Source organism: Neorhizobium sp. T25_27 (genome assembly GCF_002968565.1).
GTDB classification, from domain to species: Bacteria; Pseudomonadota; Alphaproteobacteria; order Rhizobiales; family Rhizobiaceae; genus Neorhizobium; species Neorhizobium tomejilense.
The window spans coordinates 261,994-286,355 of record NZ_PVBJ01000003.1 but is presented as its reverse complement, the minus strand read 5'-3'; the positions used below and the strand labels follow the sequence as shown (position 1 = coordinate 286,355).

Annotated in this window: 22 protein-coding genes; 10 read left to right on the top strand and 12 right to left on the bottom strand. The window is 60.0% G+C overall.

The annotated features are described in order from the left end of the window. From C5J24_RS11530 to C5J24_RS11500, 7 genes are all read left to right on the top strand, one after another. Positions 1–624 carry an ANTAR domain-containing response regulator gene (locus C5J24_RS11530; RefSeq protein ID WP_105418073.1) on the top strand — a complete coding sequence of 208 codons (624 nt, stop codon included), beginning with the start codon at positions 1–3 and terminating at the stop codon, positions 622–624. A gap of 188 nt (positions 625–812) precedes the next feature. Continuing rightward, a complete protein-coding gene (locus tag C5J24_RS11525; protein WP_105418071.1) occupies positions 813–1,658 on the top strand; it encodes a nitrilase family protein in 846 nt (281 codons plus the stop codon). Positions 1,659–1,687: 29 nt separating this feature from the next. Then, the gene (locus tag C5J24_RS11520) at positions 1,688–2,836 is read left to right on the top strand and encodes a substrate-binding protein (RefSeq protein ID WP_105418069.1); all 1,149 of its coding nucleotides are present in this window, start codon (positions 1,688–1,690) and stop codon (positions 2,834–2,836) included. Between the two features lie 51 nt (positions 2,837–2,887). Continuing rightward, positions 2,888–3,721 (top strand): branched-chain amino acid ABC transporter permease, encoded by an 834-nt coding sequence (locus C5J24_RS11515; protein ID WP_105402565.1) that lies wholly within the window; start codon positions 2,888–2,890, stop codon positions 3,719–3,721. Then, on the top strand, positions 3,714–5,468 hold the full coding sequence (locus C5J24_RS11510) for an ATP-binding cassette domain-containing protein (RefSeq protein ID WP_245446619.1): 1,755 nt from the start codon (positions 3,714–3,716) through the stop codon (positions 5,466–5,468). The genes C5J24_RS11515 and C5J24_RS11510 overlap by 8 nt, the downstream gene beginning before the upstream one ends. After that, positions 5,461–6,165 carry an ABC transporter ATP-binding protein gene (locus C5J24_RS11505; protein WP_105402567.1) on the top strand — a complete coding sequence of 235 codons (705 nt, stop codon included), beginning with the start codon at positions 5,461–5,463 and terminating at the stop codon, positions 6,163–6,165. The genes C5J24_RS11510 and C5J24_RS11505 overlap by 8 nt, the downstream gene beginning before the upstream one ends. Positions 6,166–6,178: 13 nt before the next feature. Next, positions 6,179–7,339, top strand: a complete 1,161-nt coding sequence (locus C5J24_RS11500; RefSeq protein WP_105418065.1) for an amidase family protein — start codon at positions 6,179–6,181, stop codon at positions 7,337–7,339. A 113-nt stretch (positions 7,340–7,452) separates the two neighbouring features. On the opposite strand, the gene C5J24_RS11495 is transcribed toward C5J24_RS11500, so the two are convergent. The 7 genes from C5J24_RS11495 to C5J24_RS11465 form a co-directional block, all read right to left on the bottom strand. Further along, on the bottom strand, positions 7,453–8,412 hold the full coding sequence (locus tag C5J24_RS11495; protein WP_105402569.1) for a dihydrodipicolinate synthase family protein: 960 nt from the start codon (positions 8,410–8,412) through the stop codon (positions 7,453–7,455). 86 nt (positions 8,413–8,498) lie between these two features. After that, positions 8,499–9,275 carry an ABC transporter ATP-binding protein gene (locus tag C5J24_RS11490; protein ID WP_105402570.1) on the bottom strand — a complete coding sequence of 259 codons (777 nt, stop codon included), beginning with the start codon at positions 9,273–9,275 and terminating at the stop codon, positions 8,499–8,501. Then, a complete protein-coding gene (locus C5J24_RS11485; protein WP_105402571.1) occupies positions 9,272–10,129 on the bottom strand; it encodes an ABC transporter ATP-binding protein in 858 nt (285 codons plus the stop codon). Before C5J24_RS11485 ends, C5J24_RS11490 begins: the two co-directional genes overlap by 4 nt. Then, positions 10,126–11,058 carry an ABC transporter permease gene (locus tag C5J24_RS11480; protein WP_105402572.1) on the bottom strand — a complete coding sequence of 311 codons (933 nt, stop codon included), beginning with the start codon at positions 11,056–11,058 and terminating at the stop codon, positions 10,126–10,128. Before C5J24_RS11480 ends, C5J24_RS11485 begins: the two co-directional genes overlap by 4 nt. 5 nt (positions 11,059–11,063) lie before the next feature. Further along, positions 11,064–12,176, bottom strand: coding sequence for an ABC transporter permease (locus C5J24_RS11475; protein WP_205836937.1), 1,113 nt, complete (start codon positions 12,174–12,176; stop codon positions 11,064–11,066). 7 nt (positions 12,177–12,183) lie between these two features. Next, a complete protein-coding gene (locus tag C5J24_RS11470) occupies positions 12,184–13,767 on the bottom strand; it encodes an ABC transporter substrate-binding protein (protein WP_245441191.1) in 1,584 nt (527 codons plus the stop codon). A 76-nt stretch (positions 13,768–13,843) separates the two neighbouring features. Then, on the bottom strand, positions 13,844–14,983 hold the full coding sequence (locus tag C5J24_RS11465; RefSeq protein ID WP_105402575.1) for a mandelate racemase/muconate lactonizing enzyme family protein: 1,140 nt from the start codon (positions 14,981–14,983) through the stop codon (positions 13,844–13,846). A 487-nt stretch (positions 14,984–15,470) separates the two neighbouring features. Here C5J24_RS11465 and C5J24_RS11460 point away from each other — a divergent pair, with 487 nt between their 5' ends. Further along, positions 15,471–16,187: a FadR/GntR family transcriptional regulator gene (locus C5J24_RS11460; RefSeq protein ID WP_105402576.1), complete on the top strand. Its 717-nt coding sequence runs from the start codon at positions 15,471–15,473 to the stop codon at positions 16,185–16,187. A 604-nt stretch (positions 16,188–16,791) separates the two neighbouring features. Here the strand turns inward: C5J24_RS11460 and C5J24_RS11450 are convergent. Further along, positions 16,792–17,502 (bottom strand): TetR/AcrR family transcriptional regulator, encoded by a 711-nt coding sequence (locus tag C5J24_RS11450; protein ID WP_210201864.1) that lies wholly within the window; start codon positions 17,500–17,502, stop codon positions 16,792–16,794. Between the two features lie 69 nt (positions 17,503–17,571). Here C5J24_RS11450 and C5J24_RS11445 point away from each other — a divergent pair, with 69 nt between their 5' ends. Both C5J24_RS11445 and C5J24_RS11440 read left to right on the top strand, forming a co-directional pair. Further along, positions 17,572–18,180 (top strand): ferric reductase-like transmembrane domain-containing protein, encoded by a 609-nt coding sequence (locus C5J24_RS11445; RefSeq protein ID WP_105418061.1) that lies wholly within the window; start codon positions 17,572–17,574, stop codon positions 18,178–18,180. A gap of 151 nt (positions 18,181–18,331) precedes the next feature. Then, positions 18,332–19,048 carry a glycosyltransferase family 87 protein gene (locus tag C5J24_RS11440; protein WP_172723921.1) on the top strand — a complete coding sequence of 239 codons (717 nt, stop codon included), beginning with the start codon at positions 18,332–18,334 and terminating at the stop codon, positions 19,046–19,048. Here C5J24_RS11440 and C5J24_RS11435 read toward each other — a convergent pair. From C5J24_RS11435 to C5J24_RS11420, 4 genes are all read right to left on the bottom strand, one after another. Next, on the bottom strand, positions 19,030–20,655 hold the full coding sequence (locus C5J24_RS11435) for a hypothetical protein (protein ID WP_245446617.1): 1,626 nt from the start codon (positions 20,653–20,655) through the stop codon (positions 19,030–19,032). The two genes, C5J24_RS11440 and C5J24_RS11435, sit on opposite strands and share 19 nt — an antisense overlap. After that, entirely contained in the window at positions 20,604–22,163 is a 1,560-nt protein-coding gene (locus tag C5J24_RS11430) for a hypothetical protein (RefSeq protein ID WP_105418059.1), read from the bottom strand. The genes C5J24_RS11435 and C5J24_RS11430 overlap by 52 nt, the downstream gene beginning before the upstream one ends. 130 nt (positions 22,164–22,293) lie before the next feature. Beyond that, on the bottom strand, positions 22,294–23,043 hold the full coding sequence (locus C5J24_RS11425) for an SDR family oxidoreductase (protein ID WP_105418057.1): 750 nt from the start codon (positions 23,041–23,043) through the stop codon (positions 22,294–22,296). Next, complete coding sequence (locus C5J24_RS11420) at positions 23,040–24,362, bottom strand: FAD-binding protein (RefSeq protein WP_105418055.1); 1,323 nt, start codon at positions 24,360–24,362, stop codon at positions 23,040–23,042. Before C5J24_RS11420 ends, C5J24_RS11425 begins: the two co-directional genes overlap by 4 nt.

The window sequence follows — 24,362 nt, the reverse complement described above, 5'->3', positions numbered from 1 at the left end:
ATGGCGGGACCGAGCAGGATCGTTCAGGATCTGCGGCGCGCGCGCGTTCTAGTTGTCCATCCGCGCGACGAAGACGGAAACGTTCTGATCGCCCACCTCAAGCGCCTTGGCTGCGAGGTTCGGGCGACCTGGCCCCTTCCACCTTCGTTGCCTCCGGACGTCGACACCGTCTTCCTGCATGTCGAGGATATGCATGTCGAGCACGCGCTTGAGATCATCGATCTTCAGCAGACGGCGATCATCGCCATCGTCACGTATGAGAGCCCGACAGCACTCCAGGCGATCATCGATCTTAACGCCCACGGCGTGATCAGCAAGCCGTTGCGGCCGCTCGGCATCCTGACGCAATTTACGCTTGCACGTTATAGGCAGAGCTACGAGAAACGGCTCGCCGGCAAGGTTCAGAAACTCGAGGAAACATTGAAGGGTCGCCGGTTGGTCGACAAAGCCGTTTCGGCGCTACGGGTCATGAATGGTCTCGATGAGGAGGCGGCCTATAAGCTCTTGCGCGATCAGGCAACGTCGAAGCGCGTTCCGATGGCAACGGTCGCCGAATCGATCATTGCCGCACAAGAGACTATGAAAAGCCTCGGACTTTCCGTCGGTGCAAAAGTTCAACCTTAAGTAGGTGTAGCCAAATGCCCTGACAATGCCTGCTGAACCGGCTTGACGGTCCCGTCCTTTCGTGCAAGCCTAAGGGTAACGAGCAGGTTTGCTCAGCGGCAGGGCTGCCGCATTCACATCATGGCTATGTAGCCTCTGGTTCACGGATTGAATTCCGTGCCAGAGGTTTTTTGCGTTTGGAGACAAGATTGAGCGCCAAGGCCTCAACCACACGGACGGTAATCGTCGCAACCGTCCAATTCGAGCCGATCATCGGTGATCGCGCCGGTAATCTTGCGACCATTGATCGGCTGGTAAGGGCGGCAAAGACCAGGGGCGCGGAGATCGTCGTGCTGCCGGAACTGGCCGACAGCGGATATAACTTCCTTGATGGCGATGAGGTTGCGGCATTGGCCGGCGCGGTGCCCGATGGCCCGAGTGCCGAGACGTTCTGCCGCCTTGGCCGAGAACTTGCCCTTTACATCGTCAGCGGCATAGCCGAGCAGGATGGCGATCGGTTCTACAACAGTGCGCTTCTCTGCGGACCCCAGGGGTATATCGGCAAGTACCGCAAGCTTCATCTTTGGAATAACGAAAACCGTCTGTTCAGAAAAGGCGATCTCGGGCTGCCGGTATTCGATCTGCCCTTCGGCCGTATCGGCATCGCTATCTGCTACGACGGCTGGTTTCCGGAAACATTTCGTCGGTTGGCGCTGGCCGGCGCCGAACTGGTCTGCGTACCCACCAACTGGGTACCGATGGCCGGTGCGGAAAGCGCTGCCGAGCCGATGGCAAATATCCTCCACAAGGCGGCTGCCCACACCAACGGTCTTTACATTGCTTGCGCCGACCGGATCGGCATCGAGCGCGGTCAGTCCTTCATCGGCCGCAGCCTTATCGTCGGCCCGCAGGGCTGGCCCGTATCCGGTCCTGCAAGTGCAGACCGCGAGGAAATCCTCCTTGCGCCAGTCGATCTGTCGAGCGTGACGGAAACCCGCACACTCAACAGCTTCAATAATCTGCTCGGCGACCGCCGGGCCGATGTCTACGGGTAACAACAACCCACTTAAGAAAGGGGAACAAAATGCAAATGAAAACCATGATCCTTACACTCGCAACCTCCGCATTCGCCACCGCAGCTTTCGCCGAGGCTCCGATCAAGATCGGCGTGCCGGTGGGATTGTCTGGCGCAAACAGCGTGGTCGCGCCGTCTGTCGTCCAAGCCGCAGAGCTCGCCGTCGAAGAGATCAATGCCAAAGGCGGCGTGCTCGGGCGGCCTCTACAGCTGGAGATCGCGGACGACGCATCAGGGGCGGCCGGAGCGCAAAAGGCCTTCGATTCGCTGGTTTTCCATAAAGAGGTGAACGTCGTCATCTCCATGGAGACGAGTGCCGCGCGCAATGCTGGCCTGCCAATCATTTCCAAGGGCGACGTGGCGTACATCTACACGTCCTTCTATGAAGGCAAATCCTGCAATGCCAATCTTTTCGTCGATGCCTGGGTTCCAGAACAGCAGGTGCCGCCTGTCGTCGACAATTTCATCATCAAACAGGGCGCAAAGAAGTTCTTCCTGATCGGTTCGGATTATGCCTTCGGACGCGGCATGCTGTCCTTCGCCAAGGGCTATATCAAAAAAGCCGGCGCCCAGATTGTTGGCGAGGAATATCTGCCCATGGACGGCAGCGACTGGACGGCCATCATCTCCAAGGTCCGTTCCTCCGGCGCCGACGCCATCATCACCTCGACGGCCGGCGGCGCACCGAACGTGACCCTGACCAAGCAGTTGCGCTCCTCTGGCGTTACCCTGCCTTACGGCAATCTCGCGGTCGACGAAGGTACTGCCAAGAGCATGGGTGCCGACGCCAAGGACATCTTCCTCTCCGCATCCTACGTCACCGGAATCGACAGCCCGGAAAACAAGGCCTTCCTCTCGGCGATGGGAAAGAAGTTCGGCAAGGATTTGCGCACGCCGAACGATCTTTCCGTGCCGCAGTATGAAGCGATCTACCTTTACAAGGCAGCCGTAGAGAAGGCGGGCAGCACGGATACGGCGGGCGTGCTCAAAGCTCTTCCTGACGTATCCTTCACCGGTCCGCGCGGCAAGATCTCCATGAACAAGCAGCATCACGCCCCCCTGACGATGTATCTTGGCCAGGTAAAGGGCGACGGAAGCGTGGCCGTTGTCGATAGCTTCAAGGACGTCGATCCCGGCAATCAGTGCCCGAACCTCTGAAACCAGCGTGGCGGGGCAGGGCGCCCCGCCTCCATCATCGGAGTTCTAGAAATGACGCTCTTTCTCGATGTCGTCAGCACCGCGGCCATTCTCTTCATCGTTGCCGCCGGGCTGCTTGCGATCTTCGGCGTGCTGAAGATCATTAATTTCGCGCATGGCGCATGGCTGACCATTGGGGCCTACTGCGCTGTCGTCGTCAGCGGGTTCGGCCTCAATCCATGGCTTGCCATTCCCTTTGCCTTCCTGATCGGCGCGATCCTCGGTGGTGTGGCGGAACGGTTCATCGTGCGACCTCTCTATCGCCGGCCGCTCGATGCCATTCTTGCAACCTGGGGCCTTGGCATCGTCATCGGCCAGTTGATCACGCTCTGGTTTGGCCGCGACGTGCAGTTCACGCCGGCGCTGCTGCCCGGCACCTTCGATCTCTTTGGCGCCGGCTATTCGGCCTACCGTCTTTTCGCCATTGTCGCGGCCATCGCTCTGGGGCTCGGTTTCACCTTGCTGCTCGATGGGACACGGCTTGGTCTTTCCGCCCGGGCGGTCATCATGAATGAAACGCTGGCGCGGGGTCTCGGTATCGATACCGAAAAGGTGCGGCTCACGACCTTCATGATTGGCACCGGCCTTGCGGCCCTTGCCGGCGTGTTGCTCGCGCCGCTGACCAGCGTCGATCCCAATATGGGCGTCGCTTGGCTGACAGGCGCCTTCATGCTGGTGATGGTCGCAGGCTCTTCTTTCGGTGCGCTTGCTGTCGCCTGCCTCATCTTCGGGGCCGCCCAGGTGCTCGTCAGCATCTATTTCAGTCCAATCCTCGGCGGCATCACCGTAGCCGTCCTTTGCGCAATCACACTGCGCATACGTCCGAAGGGATTTGCCCGTGCGTGACAGACAAAAACTCCGGCTCGTCCTTCTTGTGGCGCTGGCGCTCACAGCTCTCCTGTTGATCGTCTTCGGACCGATGTTTCTCGGCCGCTTCAGCCTCAACGTCCTGACGCGTTCGATGATCTACGCGATGCTGGCGATCACCGTCGATTTGCTGTGGGGCTACACGGGTGTTCTCACCTTCGGACAGGCGGCATTCTTTGGCGTGGGCGCCTATGCCACCGCCATGGTCCTCACCCATATCGGCGCAAGCCCGGCGCTTTTCGTCGTTGCCCTTGTCGCTTCCGTGCTGGTTCCGCTCATGCTTGGGCTAGCGGTCGGCTGGCTGTCGTTCTATCACGGCTCGACACCGCTCTATGCCACCGTGATCTCGCTCGTGGTGCCGATCGTCGTCACGCAGCTCGTCTTTTCCGGCGGCACCTGGACCGGTTCCTCGGGTGGCCTCGTCGGTTACGAAACCCTCCCGCTCGGGCTTCCCGGCTATTTCCGCCTGTCGGGGGCGTGCCTGCTGGCCTTGGCCGTTCTTGCCATCGTCTTTGTCCGGTCGGACGCCGGCCGTCTGCTCGTCGCAATCCGCGACAACGAAGCCCGCGTGGCTTATCTCGGCATGAACCCCGCCCGGCTGAAGATCGTCCTGACGGGCGTTCTGGCTGGCGTATGCGGCCTGGCGGGCTTCCTCTTTGCCAATGCATCCGGTGTCGTCGCCCCTGAAAACGCCGGCTTCGTATTCGGAACCGAGCTCGTCGTGTGGACGGCGCTCGGTGGCCGGGGAACGATTGTCGGACCCTTGTTCGGCGCAATCGGCATCGATTATCTGAGCGCCAGTCTTTCGGGCGATCTGCCCTTCCTGTGGCAACTGATCGTCGGTGCGCTCTTCGTTGCCATGATCATCCTCTTGCCGGGCGGCCTCGCCTCCCTGGTGACGCGATTCCTGAAGTCGGCGAACTCCAGCAGCACTCTGAAGTCCTTGCCGACGCGCATCGTCAAGGATGGTGCGTTGGCAAGCAAGAGCCTCCTGTCGATCCGCGGTCTCGGCAAGTCCTATGGCAGCTTCGCCGTCCTCAAGGGTATCGACCTTGAAATCGGCGCCGGAGAACTCGTCAGCCTGGTCGGCCCCAATGGCGCCGGCAAGACCACGCTGATGCGCTGTCTCTCGGACGGCACCCAGCAGATCGAAGGTCAAGTGGATATCATCGGCACGAATATTGCCGGTCGTGCACCTGAGCGGATCGTCGCCCTCGGTGTCGGCCGCAAATTCCAGGTTGCCAGCATCTTCGACAGCATGACCATCGGCGAATGCCTGAAGATGGCACGGTTCAGCCGCGAGAGACCCAACCCAATGCGGTCGCTTGGCGAGATCATGCTGCCGGCAGCGGCAGCCGAGATCCTGACGCTCACCGGCATGGCGGATATGCTGGCCAAGCCGGTGTCGCGGCTGTCGCATGGTCAAAGGCAGGCTCTCGAACTGGCGATGGTCGTCGCTCTGGAACCGCGCATCATTCTTCTCGACGAGCCGACTGCGGGTCTTACCAAGACCGAGCGCATGACCATCGGGACCATTCTCAAGAAGCTGACGGACGAAATGGGTTTCGCCGCCATTCTGGTCGAACACGATCTGGATTTCGTGCGCGACATATCGAGCCGCATCGTGGTTCTCCATCAGGGCAAGCTCGTGCTCGACGGCACGGTGAATGACGTGGTCAACTCCGAAACGGTTCGCACCATCTACGCAGGAGGCGTCCATGGCTGATACGTTCAAACTCAAGCTCAGCGGCGTGTCGAGCGGATATGGCGCAGTCGATGTGGTCAATGGCGTGTCGCTCGCCATCCGGCCGGGCGAGATCTTCGCGCTCATGGGCAAGAACGGCATGGGCAAGACAACACTGTTGAAGACGATCCTTGGCTTCCTGCGTGGCAAAGGCACGATCGAGGTCGACGGTGCCGTCATCGCCGACAGAAAACCCGCGGAGCTGATCGCTTCTGGAATCGGCTATGCCCCTCAGGAATTGCCGTTGTTTCAGGATCTCTCGATCCGCGACAATCTGCGCCTCGCGCTCAAGGGCGATCGGGATCTGGCATCCGCACTGGAACGGGTCTACGGTTATTTCCCTTTCCTGAAGGACCGGCTGGCACAGAAGGCCGGCACGCTATCGGGCGGGGAGCAGAAAATGCTGATCCTCGCGCGAGCGCTGATGCTGCGGCCAAAATTGCTGCTGATCGACGAAATCTCCGAAGGCCTGCAGCCCTCCGTCGTTCAGAATATCGCCAAAGCATTGAGGGACGAACGGGAAAAGCGCGGCACGACCATTCTGCTCGTCGAACAGAACCTGGATTTCGCCCTTTCGGTGGCCGACCGCTGGGCCATTCTCAAACTCGGGGCGATCGAAGACGAAAGCCCCAATGGGCCAGATAGCCGCAGCCGTGTGCTGCAACATCTGAAGATCTAGGGAGCCGGGGCGAGTGCGAGACCCATGGAACGCTTTCATGCCCTATCCGGATGCGGATGTCGGGCACGCGGCCATCGGTCCGCTTTCCGGCCTTCGACTGGCCGTCAAGGACCTTTTCGACGTTGCCGGCTATCCGACCGCGGCCGGCAATGCCGCGGTGCTCGCTGCCTCCGGCATCAAGACATCGACGGCGCCTTTGGTCCAGACGCTGCTCGATACCGGCGCCTGCTTCGTCGGCAAAACCAATACGGATGAGCTCGCCTATTCCCTGATCGGCGGCAACATCCATTTCGGTATGCCGATCAATCCGCGCGATCCCGACCTCATTCCCGGCGGCTCGTCGTCGGGCTCAGCCGTCGCGGTTGCCGCTGGCCTCGCGGATGTCGGGCTTGGAACAGACACGTCCGGTTCCATCCGGTTGCCCGCCGCCGTCAACGGCCTTATCGGCTGGCGGCCAACACATGGAGGCCTGAACAACAGGGCGCTGCGTCCGTTGGCGCCAAACTTTGATGTGCCGGGCTTCATGACGAGAAGCCTGGAACCAATGGCCGCGGTGATGAGCGCCGTCGGCATGCACGCGGCAAGTGACCGACCACAATCTATTCTTATTCCCGAGGATATCTTCGCAACCATTGACGACGCGGTCGCCGACCAGATGATTGCCAGCCTTCGATCAGCGGGCATACCTGTTCGCGAAGTCGGCGCGATCAGTTGGTTGAACTTGGATGAGCTTGCTTGGGCGTTCACGACCATCCTCCAAAGAGAAGCCTGGGAAAGCAACAGATCGCTTCTCGAGCGAAGCCTGCATGCTATCGCGCCCGACATTGCTGCGCGGCTCCTGTCAGGATCACGGCTGAGCGAGGAGGAGGTGCTCGAGGCGCGTCGGATTCGAGAGCAATTTTCCAAGGAGATTGATCGACTTTTTGGCGAGGATGTCCTCGTCGCTCTTCCGACATTGGCCGCGAAACCGTCAAGGCGCGACGCCGCACCGCGATGTCTCGCAGCGTTTCGCTCCGCCTGCATCAAACTTCTGTGTCTCTCCGGACTTAGCGGTTGCCCGCAATTGGCACTTCCTATTGCCCGACCCGGCGGGAACATCTCATTATCATTGCTTGGCAAAAGGGGCGCGGACAGGATGCTACTGGATGTGGCGAAGCTACTGCGTGTTGAGTGAGAAGGGAACTCGCCGTTTGATATTAAGGTATGTCTGTTCTCTAACTTGCGGGTCTTTGGTTCGAATCCGATCAAGGCGATCGTGTCGCTGCCCGCGCAGGTGATGCCGGAACCTTAGGCCCGCTCAACCTGCTTCTCGACCTGACCGGATTGATATGCCCGATCCGCCGCCAGCAGTTTCTGCGAGGCTTCCGTTATGGCAGAGAGCACCTTGGCATCGGTGATATTCTCCAGGAACGGCAGCATCGGGCCGGTATCCGCAATGCCGGCGGTCGCGACCGCTTCATGCAGGACGCGGAGCGGCGATATGCCGTCGCGCAGGTCTTCCAGCCCCATGAAGAAGGCCCGCAGCCGTTCCGCCTCGGCGACGTTGCCGGCCTTCAGTGCTTTCAGGATACCGGTGGACATGGCGGGTGCGACGCAGACGGAGCCGGACGTGAAGCCCTGCAGACCGAAATCCATCAGGTGGCTGATCGCCGGCCGCTCGCCGATGCCGGAGATGATGATCTTGCGATCGACCTTCTGGACGAGTTCGGAGAGGTAGGCATCTTCCTTCGGGTTCTGCCGGACGACTGCGTATTTGATCGTGCAGATCGCCCCATCCGCAACGACGGCCGCGAGATCGGCCGCCGAAATGTAGCCGAGCGATTTCACATAGGCGATGATCGGCCGCCCGTAGGCGTCCGCGATGCGGCGAAGGCCCGTTGCGACGCCGGCCGAAGTCACCGGGAAATTCAGGGGCAAGACCATCGCAGTCGGCAGGTCGTAGTCCTTGAGAATTGCGATCTGGTCCAGCGACTTGCCATAGTCCGGACCGACCGAAGGGATAAGCCAGGTGCCGGAGGGCGCGATCTCCTTCAGCAGGTCGACCATCTCCGCGAATTCGCGGACGGAGATGTTGTAGAGGTTGGCGTTGCCGCCATAAAGCGCGGTGGTCACGCCGCCTTGCGCCAGATGCGCCAGGATCTGGCGGTTGCCTTCGCGGTCGAGCGTGTAGTCGGCCTTGCGTGCCAGGGGCGGCACGGAGAGGACCGATTTCGCAAGCATTTCGGGTGTCACGGAAAAATTGGGCATGGCTTCAGGCTCCCGGTTCAGGGGTAAGTGGAAAAGCATTGACGAACGGTCTTGCCCAGCGTCCAGGCGCTGGACGACCGTTGGAATCAGGCCGAGTTCATGACCTCGACCGGGCGCATTTCCTGCTTGCCGTAAGCGCGGCTGGCGGAAAGAAGCCGTTGGGAATAGGGGTGCTGGACATGGCCCGAGCGGATCTGCTCGATGCCGGTTTCCTCGACGATCTCGCCGCCGTTCATGATCGCGACGCGGCTGCAGAGATGCGCAATGACGGCCATGTCGTGGCTCACCAGCAGGTAGGTCAACCCGCGTTCCTTCTGCAGGTCGGCGAGCAGGTTGAGGATTTCCGCCTGCACGGAAACGTCGAGCGCCGAGGTCGGCTCGTCGAGCAACAGGACAGGCGGGTCGAGGATCAATGCGCGGGCGATCGCGACGCGCTGCCGCTGGCCGCCGGAAAGCTGATGTGGGAACCGATAGCCGAGGCCGGGATCGAGACCGACTGCTTTCAGCACGTCGGAAACAGCGTTTTCCTTGATCGGCAGGTGCTGATTGCGCAGTGGTTCGATCAACTGCGAACGAACCGTCTTGCGCGGATGCAGCGAGCCGTAGGGGTCCTGGAAGACCATCTGGACGTCGCGGAAGAAGGCTTTGCTCCGTTCCGGCTCCAGCGGCTTGCCATCCAGCGAAATCCGTCCGCCGTAATTGCGGTTGAGGCCGGAAATCGCGCGGAGCACGGTGGATTTGCCGCAGCCGGATTCGCCGACGAGGCCGAAGGATTTCCCGCGTTCGATGGTGAAGCTGATGCCCTTCACGACGAGCGGCGTGCGCGGGCCGAACCGGACGGTGAGGTTTTCGACGTCGATCATGACGGCACTCCGATGGTGGGTTGCGTCAACCAGGACGGATCCCGCGTCAGCGTCGGCAGGCGTGCCGGCGGGTTTTCAATGGACGGCAGCGAGGCGAGCAATCCTTGGGTATAGGGGTGCTGGGCATTGTCGAGTTCGGACGCCTTCAGCACTTCGACGACGCGTCCCGCATACATGATCAGCACCCGGTCGCAGAATTTACGGATCAGGTTCAAATCGTGGCTGATGAAGATCAGGCCGAGGTTGCGCCTGGCGATCAGTTCGTCGAGCAGCGCCAGAACGTCGAGCCGCACGGTAACGTCGAGCGCCGACGTGGGTTCGTCGGCGATCAGTACTTCTGGCTCGGCGATCAGCATCATGGCGATCATGATGCGCTGGCCCATGCCGCCGGAGACTTCGTGCGGATAGAGCCGGAAGACGCGCTGCGGATCGCGGATCTTTACCGCTTCCAGCATTTCCAGCACCTTCTTCTCAGCGGCCTTCCTGCCGGCTTTCGGATAATGCAGCCGATAGGTCTCGGCGATCTGCTCGCCGACGCGCATGACCGGGTTTAGCGAATATTTCGGGTCCTGCAGGATGAGGCCGATCTGCTTGCCGCGGATATCCATCATCTGCTTTTCACTGGCGGCCAGAATATCGGCGCCTTTGAACGTCATCCGGTCGGCGGTGACCTTTGCGGTCGGCGGCAGGAGCCGCATGATGGCCCGGCCGACAGTCGATTTGCCAGAGCCGGATTCGCCGACGATGCCGAGCTTTTCGCGGCCAAGTTGGAAGCTCACGCCGCGCACAGCCTTCACGAAGCCGTGGGCGAAGGAGATTTCCATATTTCTGACATCGATGAGCGGTTCGGTCATTCGCCACCTCTTGGGTCGAGTACGTCGCGCAGGGCATCGCCGACGAGATTGAAGGCAAGGCTGACGACTGCGATTGCAATGCCGGGCGCGGCGATAACCCAGGGGCTGTCGAGCATGAACTCGCGGCCGGTGGCGGCCATCGCGCCCCATTCCGGCCATGGCGGCTGGGCGCCAAGGCCGAGGAAGCCGAGGCCGGCGGCGGTCAGGATAATGCCGGCCATGTTGAGCGTCACGCGGACGATGACCGAGGGTACGCACATCGGCAGGATATGGCGCATGATCACGGCGGCCGAGGATGCGCCTTGCAGCCGCACCGCGGCGATATAGTCCATTTGCCTGAGGCTCAGCGTTTCGGCGCGGGCGAGGCGGGCGATGGGCGGCCAGGCAGTCAGCGAGATCGCGATGATTGCGTTGGTGATGCCGGGACCGAGAGCTGCCGCAAAGCCGAGCGCCAATACGAGACCGGGGAAGGAGAGGAAGATATCCGTGATGCGCATCAGCACCTCATCGACAATGCCGCCGAAATAACCGGAGCAGGTGCCGATCAAGAGCCCGATCGGTGCGACGATGATCGTCACGAGGATGATGATGTCGAGCGTCGTGCGTGCGCCGTAAATGATGCGGGCGAAGACGTCGCGACCGAAATTGTCGGTTCCGAGAATGTGGTCCCAAGAGGGGGGCGACAGGCGGATCGCCATGTTCTGAGCGATCGGATCGTATTGCGTCAGAATAGGGGCGGCGGCGGCGGTTATGATGAGGATCAGGATAACCACTAGGCCGACGACGCCGAGCGGATGTTCACGGAATTTCAGCCAGCCCTGGTAGAATTGCTGCACAGACGCATGCAGCGTACCCTTGGGTTCAGGGGCGAGAAGCCAGCCGCGAATGCCGGGAGGCGTGGGGCGAGATTGGGAAATGGGTATCGCCATATCTATCACCGTGTTCTCGGGTCGAGGATGCGGTAGAGCACATCCGACGTGATGTTGATGATCAGGAAGACGATCCCGATGGTGAGAACCGCGCCCATGACGACATTCATGTCGTTCATCTGCAGGCCGCGGGTGAGATACTGGCCGAGCCCCGGCCAGGCGAAGACGGTCTCGATCAGCACCGCGCCCTCAAGCAGACCGCCGAGTGTCAGCGCTATGATGGTCAGGAGCTGGACGCGGATGTTGCGGAAGGCGTGGCGCCAGATCACCTGGCGGGAGGCCAGCCCCTTGGCGCGCGCCGTGATGATATATTCCTGGCTGAGCTGCTCCAGCATGAAGCTGCGCGACATGCGGCTGATATAGGCGACGGAATAATAGCCAAGGATCGAGCCGGGCAGGATGATGTGGCCGAGCGCATTCTGGAAGACGTCCCAGTTGGCTTCCATGGCGGAATCGAGCAGCAGGAAGCCTGTCACCGGCGTGACGATGCCTTCGTAATAGACATCGACGCGCCCCGATGCGCCGACCCATTGCAGCTTGGCATAGAAGATAAAGAGCGCCATCAGACCCATCCAGAAGGTCGGGATCGAATGGCCTGCAAGACCGACGATACGGGCGACATGGTCGATCGGCTTGCCGCGATGAACCGCAGCCGTGATGCCAAGTGGCACGCCAACGATGGTGCCGACGATCATCGCCACCAGGGTCAGTTCGATCGTTGCCGGAAAGATCGACAGCAGGTCGGTGACGATGGGCTGGCCGGTGATCGCGGAGACGCCGAGATCGCCGGTCAGCACTCTTTTCACATAGCTGAGGAACTGTATGTAGACGGGCTGGTCGAGGCCGAGTTGCTTGAAAACCCGGTCATAGACTTCCTTGCTGACCTCGGGTCCGGTGATCGCCAGAACCGGATCGGCCGGCAGCAGGCGTCCCATCGAGAAGGTCAGGAAGAGCAGCCCCAGCAGGGTCGTCACCACAGCGACGACGCGACCGATGAAGCGACGGACGGCAAGCTTGATGCCATCATCCGGCATGTCATCGACCGGGCCATCGGTGGCGGGATCAGTCGTGGTCGGTACGGGCGAGTTGTCTCGTGTCGTCATGTCCACGCTGGCCACGTCAATCCTACTCCTTGGTTTTCGTCACGTCGTGCCAACGGGTCGACCAGGTCGTATGTCCCTGATAACCCTTGACATTGGCGCGCATGACATAGGGGTCAGTGCGTTGGAAGAAGACGATCAGCGGCGGGTTCATGCCCTTGTAGATCTCATCGATCTTCTTGAACATTTCCGTGCGCTTGGTCGTATCGCGTTCCTTCATCGACTGATCGACAAGGGTGTTCAGCTCCGGAACCTGCATGGCGGTGCGCCACAGATAATAGCTGCCGAGACGGGCCTCGTCGCGATTGTCTGGGTTGTAGGCATATTGGGTGGCGACCGCGAACGGATCGGGCAGGCGGGCACCAGAATTGCCGAGCAGGATTTCGTATTTGCGCTCGCGGAAGGCTGGTGTGTATTCGCCGGGCACAAGGTTAAGGTCGAAGCCGGCCGCACGGGCGCTTGCCTGCAGGGCTTCGGTGAACGGCAACGTTGCGGCACCCGATGGGTTCAGCACCTTCTTGAGGCCATTCGGATATCCGGCCTGCGCCAGCAAGGCCTTGGCCTTGGCCGGGTCGTAGTCATAACGGGATGTATTGTCAGCCGGCGCACCGATCATGCCCTTCGGCACGACGGACTGCCACGGAAAGCCGGTATAGCGCATGATATTGCCGGAGATCGCCTTCCAGTCGAAAGCATGCTGGAATGCTTGGCGGACCAGGGGCTTCTGCAGATCGGGGTCTTTCTGGTTCAGTGCGATATAATAGAAGCCGAGACCTGGCACGTTGTCGATCACCATTTTCTTGTCGTTCGCCAGCGCATCCAGGTCGCCGCTTGCGAGATACTGGCCGACATCCACGTCGCCGGCCTGCAGCTGAAGACGCAGGTTGCCGGATTCGGGGATATGCCGGGTGATGACGCGGGCCATGGCCGGGACACCGCCCCAGTATTTCTTGTTGGCTTCGAAGACTGCGATGTCGTTCGGACGCCATTGCGAAAGCGTGAAAGGACCGCTGCCGGCCGAGTTGGCGGCAAGCCAGGCAGCGCCGAAATCGCCGTTCGCCTCATGCGACATGGCGGTCTTCTTGTCGATGATGCCAAGCGAAGAGCTGGCGAGCGAATAAAGCACGAGATCGGTGCTGACCTGGATCGGCAGCTCGATTTCGAGCGTCTGCGCATCCTTGGCCCGCACCAGCTTTTCGACATTGTCGGCCGTAAAGCCCCAGAGCGCGATATCGGTCGAGCCGACCTGACCACGCTTGATGACGCGCTGGATCGACCAGGCGGCATCTTCGGCGGTCACCGGATTGCCGCTCTGGAATGTAGCGTCGCTGCGCAGCGTGATGGTGATCAGCTTGCCGTCGGCCGAGGCGCTCCACTTGGTCGCGAGCATCGGCTGCAGCTTTTGCAGGTCGTTCTGCGGCAGCCGGACGAGGTTGTCGTAGATATTGGAAATGAGCTCCGAAACCGTGCGGGCATTGTTGTCTGCAGGGTCCAGAGTGCGGATGCCGGTCAGGTTCGTGCCGATCACCAGCATGTTCGGCGGCGATGCGGCGAGCGCTGCGCCCTGCGGGACCGTCAGCGCTGCAGCAACTAGAAATGTCGCCGCCATAAGATGTTTCATCATGTTCAACCTCCCAATTGAAATCTTCGAGCTCTTCAGTTCGTTCTGCTTGCCGTCTTCCGTCTCACGGATAACCGAACGCGCCGTCCGGCTTGACCGGCAGCTTGCGTTCCCAATGCACGTAGCCATCCTTTGCCAGCACCTGTTCGTCGATCTCGACGCCCCAGCCGGGACGGTCGGGGCGGAGCTGCAGGTATCCGTCCTCCGGCAGGTAGGGGTCCTTGACGTAGGGCGCGTCGAGCGGCAGCCGGTATTCGAGGATCTTGAAGTTCGGGGTAGCTGCGGAGAAATGCAGGTTGACGGCGGTCGCTAGCGGTCCCATCGGGTTATGCGGTGCGATCGGCACATAATGCGCTTCCGCAATCGCCGCGATCTTGCGCATTTCGAGAAGCCCGCCGACGACGCAGATATCGGGCTGGGCGATATCGCAGCCACGTGCCGAGAGGAGGTTCAGGAATTCGTAGCGGTTATAGAGGCTTTCGCCGGTAGCCAGCGGGCAGTTAAGCTTCGCCTTCATCTCTGCCCAGGCAGGGATGTGCTCCGGTCGGATAGGCTCCTCGAAGAACATCGGATCGTAAGGGGCCAGAGCATTGCCGAGCTGGATTGCCTGCCAGGGATCGTAGATCTTGGCATGTGCATCGAAAGCGAAGTCGTAATGGGATGGCGCCCGCTCGCGGATGGTGCGGAAGAATTCCGCACCCGTTCGGATCACCTCGCCCCAGCGCTCCTTGTGAAAATCCACGCGATAGGGATGCATCTTGAATGCCGCGAGGCCGTACTTCTCGTTATGACCGGCGATCACATCGAGGAATCCCTCGGCATCCTTGTAATTATGCACGCCGAGATAGACGCGCACCTTGTCGCGGACCGCGCCGCCGATCAGCTGATAGACCGGCAGATCCACCGCCTTGGCGGAAATATCCCAGAGGCAATGGTCTATCGCCGAAAACGCCGCCAGATGCATCGCGCCGCCCGGAAAGCGCGCCTGCTGCTGCATCTTCAGCATCAGGAATTCGATCCGTCGCGGATCCTCGCCTTTGATCTGTTCATAGAAATATTCGAGGATGTGCGGCAATGCCTTGTCGGGACCGTGGTTGTAGCACTCGCCCCAGCCGGTGATGCCTTCGTCCGTGTCGATTGCCACGATCACACGGGGGCGCTTGTCGTCGTGGCTCATAAAGCTTCGAAGGCCGGTAATGCGCATGGTCGCAATGTTCCTCTGTCGAAAAAGGCATAAATGAGCCAGCCGACGCGCTGGCGTGCCGGGCTTGAAGAAATGTACTGTCTGTCGACCGATGCCTGACGCGGGCAAAAACTCCCTGTTGCCGAAGCTTCGTGGCTTACGGCCCAGGGTGCGACAGAAATGGCGTTGAAGTTTGGCCTTGCGACCTCAGCTGCGTTTCTCGCGCCAGCAATGATGGTCGATTCGCGCCGTGTGCTGCATCTGAATATCTCCTCCCTGAGATGACCGAATGCACTTCGACAATTTCGAATACGCTAACACGGTCACCTAAGTTGTCAACTCTCATCTCAAATTTTGTAAAAAAGGCTCCAAAAGAAGTAATTTTTGATGACATCTTTGAAATTGTGCCTATCGATAGATAGGCAGGCTCGAGCCATGGTCGCGACTGCCATATCGCGCGCCGGGAGGGCCGCGGGGACGAGAGATTTGGGAGTTAAGGGGGTGTTGAATGGCGGAACTGCAATTAACGCCGCCGCGCAAGGAGAGGCTGGCGGACAAACTATACGGCCAGATCCTCGAGCAGATTTTGAATGGCGCCTTCAAGGAAGGCGATCGGCTGCCGGCGGAAAACGATATCTGCTCTGCTTTTTCCGTATCGCGCCCTGTGGTTCGCCAGGCCTTGATCCGGTTGCAGGCTGATGGCCTTGTCTATTCGCGGCGCGGTTCCGGCACATTCGTGCGCGCCGTGCCGCCCTCGGCCATCACCCGCTTCGTGCTGCCGTCCAATGTCGCGGGTTATCTGAAGTCCTTCGAGGTTCGTTTCGCGCTGGAGGCTGCGGCAGCGTCGCTGGCGGCGGAGCGCCGCTCCAGCCAGAACCTTCACAATCTCGACCAAGCCAACGAGCTGCTGCGCGAAAAAATCATGAGCGGCCAGTCTCCCAGCGAGGCGGATTTCAATTTTCATCGCGAGGTCGCTGTCGCGAGCGGCAACGACCTGTTCGTATCGCTCTTTGAACACCTGCGCGGGGAGATCAGCGGCTCTATGGGCGTGGCGCTCAACCTGACGAAACTGGGCTCGGACGAGCGACGTATCGCCGTGCTGCGCGAGCACCAGCAGATCGTCGAAGCGATCCGGGCGAGAAACGGGGAGCACGCGGCGCTCTATATGCGTTACCATCTGGTGCGTGCCCGTGAGCGGATTACCGACGCGCAACGTGATCCCTGACGAGGGCGGTATGTTGCCACGACGGCGGCATTGTTGCGGTAGGGCGGCGTTTTCTTGGAGCAAACTCGTTGCCAGCCCCTGTCCACACAAGACAAGGGCTGGCTTTGACGGTTCCGATGGCGACAACAGGTCGGCACCGTCAAACGTCAACAAGCCATATCTCGATCGGTCGATGCCGTTCATCGATGCTGGCTGTCGTCGTTTCAACCCCGAGAGTGCGTTCCGTCACAGGAGATAAGGACCGTGCAGTTCTTGGGGCGCTTGAGGGACACCTCCAGGAGGTGGGTTCGCTCCACCGCCCTGTCAAATTCGTGCCGCAGGGCAGGCTTCGCGAGATGGGCATGGCCGGATAACCGCCATCCGGCCATGCGCGAGAAGGGGATGTTTCGAAAGATGGTACTGACGGGGAAGGACCGGAGCGTCGGTAAGGACCAGTCCGCCGGAAAACCTTGCGTCGCCCTCGAACTTTCGCGCCAGGCTTTTCGTTGGAAGATTATGCGGCAAAATCATTCGGCGTCTACCAAGACCCGAAGCAGTATGACGAGGTCATCTGGCGTTTTGCTCCATACGCCGCAGCAAGGGCTGCCGAATGTTGCCAGTATCCCTACCTATCGCGTTCAGGTGCCGGCGGTGATATTTGCCCCACCTGAGCGCCGATAGACAGAATGAACATATCAAGTGCTGCGGACATTGCCGCCTCGGCGGGGCGTTCAATCCGCCACTCCGGGAAATGCCCATCGATCCACATTCTCGCCACGCCATATATAAATGCTCGCGAGGAGAAGATCAGATCCTCGCTGCTGATGCCGTCACGAAGCAGGCCGAGCCTTCGAGCATCGTCGATCAACTGGACCATGATCAAGCGAATAGCTTCATTTTCCGCGACGAGCTTCTCAGAACCGTGGAAGTCGATCAGCGTGCGCGAACTTATCACCTGAAAATGTGTGGGATTGGCCAAGACCCAGTTGAGATAGCCTTGGCCGACTGCGCGCAACGCAGCAATCGGATCGTCGTCGCCTGCTCTTTGCAATTCCGCAGACACAGCTTCGGTCAGGCGGCTCATTGCCTGTTCGGCAACAGCCGTCAACAATGCCGTCTTGCTGCTGAAATGCCGGAATGGTGCGCCGGGCGAAACTCCGGCGCGTTTGGCCACTTCACGCACAGACAGCGATTCCACGCCCTTGTCCTCGATGAGTACGATGGCAGCCTCAAGGAGAGCTTCGATCAGGTTTCCATGGTGGTAGTTAGCGCGAGCTGGCAGTGATTTTGGCGTCATTTTGCGACGATAGCCGATCCGTCCCTCGAATGTAATCATTGATTATAATTGCCCTTGCAAAACGCCTTCCTTTGAAGTAATCAGTGTTTACATAAACGGGAGGCCTACATGCCTGCGAAGGAAAATTCAGTCTGGAAGGGTTGGCAACTTACGGCTCTCATCTCGCTGTCGTTGCTGATCATGGCGGCGGTCGCCGCCGCGATGAGCCCGTCATCTGTCGAGGCGGCGCGTCTAGTGATCCGGCTGACGGCCCGCACGTCGCTGGTGCTCTTCGCGCTGGCTTTCACGGCGTCAAGCCTGGAGCGCCTTTTCCCGTCTCCTGCAACGCGGTGGCTGCGACAGAACCGTCGTTACCTCGGCGTGTCGTTCGCCGTGTCCCATGCGATCCATGCCGCGGCGCTGTTCGCTCTCGCCAGGCTTGACCCAACGCTCTTCCTGCAATTGACGAACATTGGTAGCTACATTGGCGGTGGTATCGCCTATGCCTTCATCATCCTGATGACGCTCACCTCGTTTGACCGAACGGCCGCCTTTATTGGACCGGTAACTTGGTATTGGCTCCACACTTTGGGCGCTTGGTACATCTGGGTGTCGTTCTTGCTGAACTTCGGAAAACGCGCCGCGGTGAATTCGATGTACTGGCCCGCAATGGTCGTTATCGGATTGATGCTGGTTGTCCGGCTTGTCGCAATTCTACGCCGCCATCGCATGGCTTGACGTTAGGGGAAGCAGAGGTCGCTGATGAAACGATGGGGTCTCATGGTCTCCTGCGGATTGTCGTCCCAGTGGTGCAACGACAGTTGCTCTTCCGATGCGATCTTGCAGCCGCCGGCGATCCCGGCGGATCTCCTCCACCCAGCCGACGACCTTGCTCTATCTCGGCCAGATCTACACGCCGCTTGTGCTGGCCTGCATCGTCGCCTGGCTCCGACTGGAAAAGGGTGACCATTTGGTTGCCGGCATCATGATCGGTTTGTTGATCTCGATGAAACCGAATTTTTCGGTCTGGCCCGTGCTGCTTTTTCTCGCGGGCCACCGCATGCCGAGCGTCGTGACGATTGCAACGGCCGTCGTCATAGCCGCGGTCCCTTTAGTCATCTTCGGGCCCGGAATCTACCTGGATTGGCTGCATTTGGTGGCGACGGACGGCGGGCGGGCGGTGTTCTTGACGAACGCTTCGTTTGCAGGACTTGCAGCACGGGCGGGCCTCCCGGCCGTGGGCACCGCTCTTGCTGTCGCATTGTTGCTTTCGCTGGCAGCGTGGGCTTTTTTCCGCCGGCCGCCAGTGATCGTCGTCAGCGGATTTGCGCTCTTGGCGTCCCTCCAGGCGTCGCCGCTTGGCTGGATCCACTATACGCTCTTCCTCCTTCCGGTGTTTTTGCATCATTGGCAGCGGCCTTGGACATGGCTGTCGGCCGCACCTCTGGTGATACCGGTCCCAGTCATACTCGGTTACTTCGGTGCTCCCCGCCTAGCGCAATTAGGGGTCGGCTCGGTCTACGCCTGGGCCCTCGTCCTGCTCCTCATCGGTCTGATCGCTGCTGAGCGAGGGAGGCAGTCTGCTGCTCATGTTTTCCTGCGGTAGATTCGCCAGTTCGTTGTCTCCCGTACCTTATCGAAATGGCGGGCGATGTAGTGAGCAAAAACGTCGCGCATGCCATTCGCCGTCCAGATCTCGATTGGCCATTTGGGATCGAGGATCAGGTCGACATCTGCAAACATCTCCTCCGCGGGTGGATGGTAGTCGGGACCGAGCGTCCGTCCCCAGTGATACCAGGCGCTATCGCCCACGGGCGGCCGGAGCGCCAGGCCGGCCGAGAGCGGATTGACGAAGTCCAACACGGCGACAGTCGCTTGGCGAGCGCCCAACTGGGACAGCACGTCCGCGGCCTCGACCAGAGTTTGATTATACTGCACAAAATAGTCGTACTGACCAACACTCCATGTCTCGACAAGCCGAACTCTCGAAAATGCCGGCAGCGGCATAGGCTCGCCCCGCCCGGCAATGGCGTAACGGGCATGAATGGCAACAGCCGCGGCATTGCTTATCGCCGCCGGCACAAGCAGAAATGCCAACAGTAGCGCCAAGACAAAGGGAGCCTTCCGGTGCAGTCGAGCGAGCTCGGCCTTCAGAAGATATTGCGTGATTACAGCTGCGCTCGGAACCAGCGTCAGGATGCCCCGGCGTTGAAAGTTCTGTTCAATGAGCAGCACACCGGTTACGCCGCAAAAAACTATAAAAAAAAGATGCCGGTAGCTGGGTGCGAGGATAAGAAAGATGCCAGCGACAAGTACGTAAGCAGCCAAGTCGGCGAGATTGTTCAGAAAGACGTGCCCCAGAGCGCCGAGTGTCGGGAGCCCGCCGCTGTTCTCGCCTGCAAGGCGCAGATCCGCGAGATAGTTGAGGCTGCCGCCCCAGAGAAGATCGATTGCAACGACGCTGCTCGCGATCATCCCAAGCGCCAGCGCCGCCCACCCGATTTGGCGTCGGTCGGTTGCCAGGAAGACCAAAAATGCGAGCTCTACAACGCCATAGGTGATCTTTGTGTAGAGCATGAGCAATACGAGGAAGCTTGCACAGGCGGCGTCTACGACCTTGCTCCCAGCGCTGGATAGGCGGGGCAGATACATGACCAAAAGAAGACCGAGCGAGGCCCAGCCCAGCCGATTGTAGAACATCGCAAATGTGAGATCGCCGATCCGTTCTCCCGGATTGGCAGGAGCCGCGACGAGCAAAAGCAAAAATGCTGCCAAGGGCAAGCCGAGCGCCTTGTGCATACGGCTGCCGAGAATTGCCGCGGCAACGGCCGCGAACAGGGGGATAACTATAGCCATGCCCACTGGCATCGCGCCGCCCATACTTCCCGAAAGGCCATAGCCGGCAGCGGGAATATAGAAGGTGAGTGCTCCAAGCGAGGTGTGGAAATCGACGTTCGGAACTTGTCCCGACCAGATGCGATGCGCACCGTCGAGAAAGACGAAGAGATCGTTGACGTATTTGCTGGTGATCGTCTGGCTGGGCAGAGCGAGAAGAGCTGAAAGCACCAGAGCAAACGACACGACGGTGGCCCACCAGATGTATTGGCGGCCAGCCCGTGGCGATGCGCCTTCCTGCTCCGGCATCGACCTCACTGCCTGCGTCACCGCGCCTCGCTTTCCAACCCGGCCTGCGGTCGCTGGTAAATCGTCCATTCCGGCGTTTTCTGCACCATGTCGAAATTCTTCGAAATGAACGGGCCATACAGCTCCTGTAACGGCAGGCTGTTGATGCCAGCCTGCGGCACCATCACAATCTTCACGTCGGCGAACAGTGCTTCCGGTGGGATATAGGCCTTCTCATTGATGTTGCGGTTCCAGTGGAACCACGCAGTGTCACCTGTGGGAGGGCGTATCCCGAGCCCTGCGGAAAAGGGGTTGACGAAATCGAGCACGAATACCCGCTCCAGCGGGATCGGCAGGGCCTGTAGTAGGGCCGTTCCGCTTTCGATACTATCGAGGTAGCACTGAATGAAATCAGGCTCCCCACCGGGCGGATCGACTTCCCGGACGTCCTCAAATAGCGGAGGGCCAAGGGGCTTGCCCACGTTCTCCGCCGCAAGTGCCGTGTGGAGAGCGATCGCCTCAGCGTGGTGGACGATGGGCGGCAAGAGAAAGAAGATTAGAAGCAGCGGCAGTGCAGCGACAAGACGAGCAGGCCTCTCGATTTGCGCGCTTGGGTCGACAGATTGAAAGCGCCGTGCCTTTTCCGCCAGCACTGCCGCGCCGCAATAGAGGGTGATGATACCCCAGCTGTGGGCGTTCTGGTTGATGATTGCCAATCCTGCACCCACGCAGAAGCCACTGTAGAGCAGGTCTCGAAGGCTGCGGATGCGCCAGAAGGCGATCAGCGCAAAGATCGTGAAAACCACCAGATCCGAGAAATTCTCACGGACATTTTTCAGTATGCTGCGGACGTCATGATCACCGCTGACCCGTGCGGCGGCCCGCAGATCCTCTATGTGCTGAAGCGTGCCGCGCCAGAAGAACTCGATGACGATCATTGCCAGTGCAGTCAGGAACAGACTGAGCAGGATCCAGGAGCGCTGCTGCCGGTCCAACAACAGGAAGATCAGAAAAGCTAGGCCGCAGAGCCCGTAGGTCGCCTTGGTGTAGAATTGGACAAGTAGAAGAAAGGCCGTCGCGAGACTGTCTGCAACGTCGTTGCGCGCGGCGTTGGATCTCGGCTTCAGGTACATCACCAGGATGAGCCCGAGAGCGACCCAGCCGATGCGATTGTAGAACATCGCAAAAGAAAGAAGCCGGACCGGACTTCCGAGATTGATCGGGACCGCGAGAATAAGAATCAGGAATATGCCCAAGGCGATGGCTGAGGGAGAGCTTAGGCGCGAAAGAAGGATACGGATCATCGCAGGCATGAACGCGATGACCAGGAGTGCCATTCCCATCGGTATCGCGGCGCCGAAATTTCCGGACAGGAGGTATCCCAAGGCAGGGATATAGAAGACCAACGGTCCGAGCGCCGTATGAAAATCACGGTTTGGCACCTGCCCGACAGCGATACGATGCGCTCCATCAATGAATATCAAAACGTCGTTGATGAAAGCGGTGTTGATGGTCCGTCCAGGAATGGCAAGCATCGCGGCACAAATTGCCGCGACCACCAGGAGCGCAACCTGTGTGGAAAAAAGGCGGCGCCTCATCTAGACCCCGTCCTTCCCGAGGACAGGTCTTGATCCGCATCGGCGTGCGGAAAAAGCGGATCAACAAGATGGAACATACGGACGACGAAGCGGCCAGGGCAATCTCTATCTTCTATTCCCCAGGTTTCGATCACAGCCGCAACCTCTTGAAGATCGGTTCCGGTATGCTTCGGATTATCGCCATGAGCGGATACCAAATGCGCCGGACATAGACGACGTCCCCTCCCTTGCTGCCATCGGCCACGGCAAAGATCCTTTGAGCGACCTCTGCAGGCGCGGCCGTAAGCACTGGTGGAAGCTTCATTCCATCAGTCATCCGCGTTCGGACAAAACCGGGTTTGATGGTGAGGACGCGTACCCCGGCTGTGGATAGTCTGTTTCTGAGACCGGACAAGAACGCCGTCAGGCCAGCTTTCGCGGCGCCATACACATAGTTGGATCCTCTCCCGCGGTCGCCCGCGACCGAACTTATGCCGACGATGGTGCCGGACCCGCGCGCGGCAAAGCGGCTAGCCAGGAGGCCGAGCATCAAAGCCGGTCCTTCGAAGTTTGTCCGCATTACCATGGCTGCGTGTTCGAGTTCCCTTTCGGCGCGGGCCTGCTCGCCGAGTTCGCCGACGACGCAAACGGCCGTGTCAGGCAATGGCGACACGGTGCTCAGAAAGGCTTCGAAGCGGTCGATATCAAGAATATCCAGTTCATGGGCGGTGACGGCGGCGCCGGTGCGCGTGACGATGTCATCGGCTTCACGTTGGACAAGCTCACGCCTGCGTCCGACCAAATGGATGTCCCAGCCCGCCTCGGCATAGACCAGGGCAGTCGCACGACCAATATCCGACGTCGCGCCAATCAGGAGCAGTGCCTTGCCGATGGCTTTCATATGCCAAGCCTTTTTCCCAGCTGGGAACTAAAGTGACGGTCGGCCCCCGTTGTTCGTCGCACCTCTTTGAACGCCTGCAGTCGGGGGTAACCGGCTTCGAAAGTATGACGGGATTGCCTCGCATCCTTGGCGAGATAGAGTCGCCCTCCCGCCGCGACAACCAGCTTGTCAATTTCGTCTAACAACTGGAACACGTCGGGCGCGACCGGCAGATCGAGTGCGAGAGTATACCCTGGCGCCGGAAATGACAGAAGGCCTGCGCCACCCCTCAGCCTTTTCAGAACGGCCAGGAATGAGGCTTTCCCAGAACGAGCGAAACGATCGAGCATACTGCTCAGAACCGCAAGTGCATTTTCGTCAGGCACTACGCATTGATGCTGCAGGAAGCCGCGCTTGCCGTAGAGGCGATTCCATTCGAGCAGACCATCAAGCGGAAAGAAGTAGCTGTCCCAGTGGACCAACGAGGCTCGGGCTGCTTTGCGGGCACCCAGCCGATAGTAAAGGTCGTTGAATGCGGAAACACTCGCCCTGTTGAGCGCCGAACCAGGCAGGTCGACCGGCAGCGAAAGACGGGCGGCCTTGGAGGGAGGGAATTGCGCTGCTTTCGGCATTTGAGCGATGTCGCTCGGGCTGGCGTGCTCGCCGACAAAGATCAGCGAGCGGCCGAGCGAAGCGCCCCGCGAAAGGCAATCAATCCAGGCAACGGAATAGGTGGCGTCGTCTGTTTGCTTCAAGGCTTTCAGCGTATCGGCGAGGTTTTCTGTCACGACCGTCTTTTGAACAATCCAGCCGGTAGTGATGGGCCTCAGCGTAAAGGTGGCTTCAGCGACGACGCCCGTCAGGCCCATACCGCCGAGCGTCGCGAGAAAAAGCTCCGAATTCTTGGCTCTGCTGCAGGTAACAATCTCACCACCGGCAACAACCAGTTTGATTTCGCTAACGTGCTCGCCGAACCCACCGTCGCGATGATGGTTCTTCCCGTGCACATCGGATGCGATCATTCCGCCAATCGTGACAAACTTCGTACCCGGGACCACCGGGGGGAAATAGCCCCGGGGGATGAATGACCTGAGTATGTCTGACAGCATGACGCCACCTTCGACGGTCAGCGACGCGTTCATTTCATCGAAGCTTTTCATCCGACTCAGTGCACCGCAGGTCAACGTGAGATGCTCACCGATCGCGGCATCGCCATACGAGCGGCCGTTGCCGCGAGCAATCAGACCCGCGCGCGATGACACCGTTCCAGACAGCGTTTCCGGCAGCCTGCAAACAAGCACTTCACTTTCATGGCGCGGATAACGTCCCCATCCCTCCAT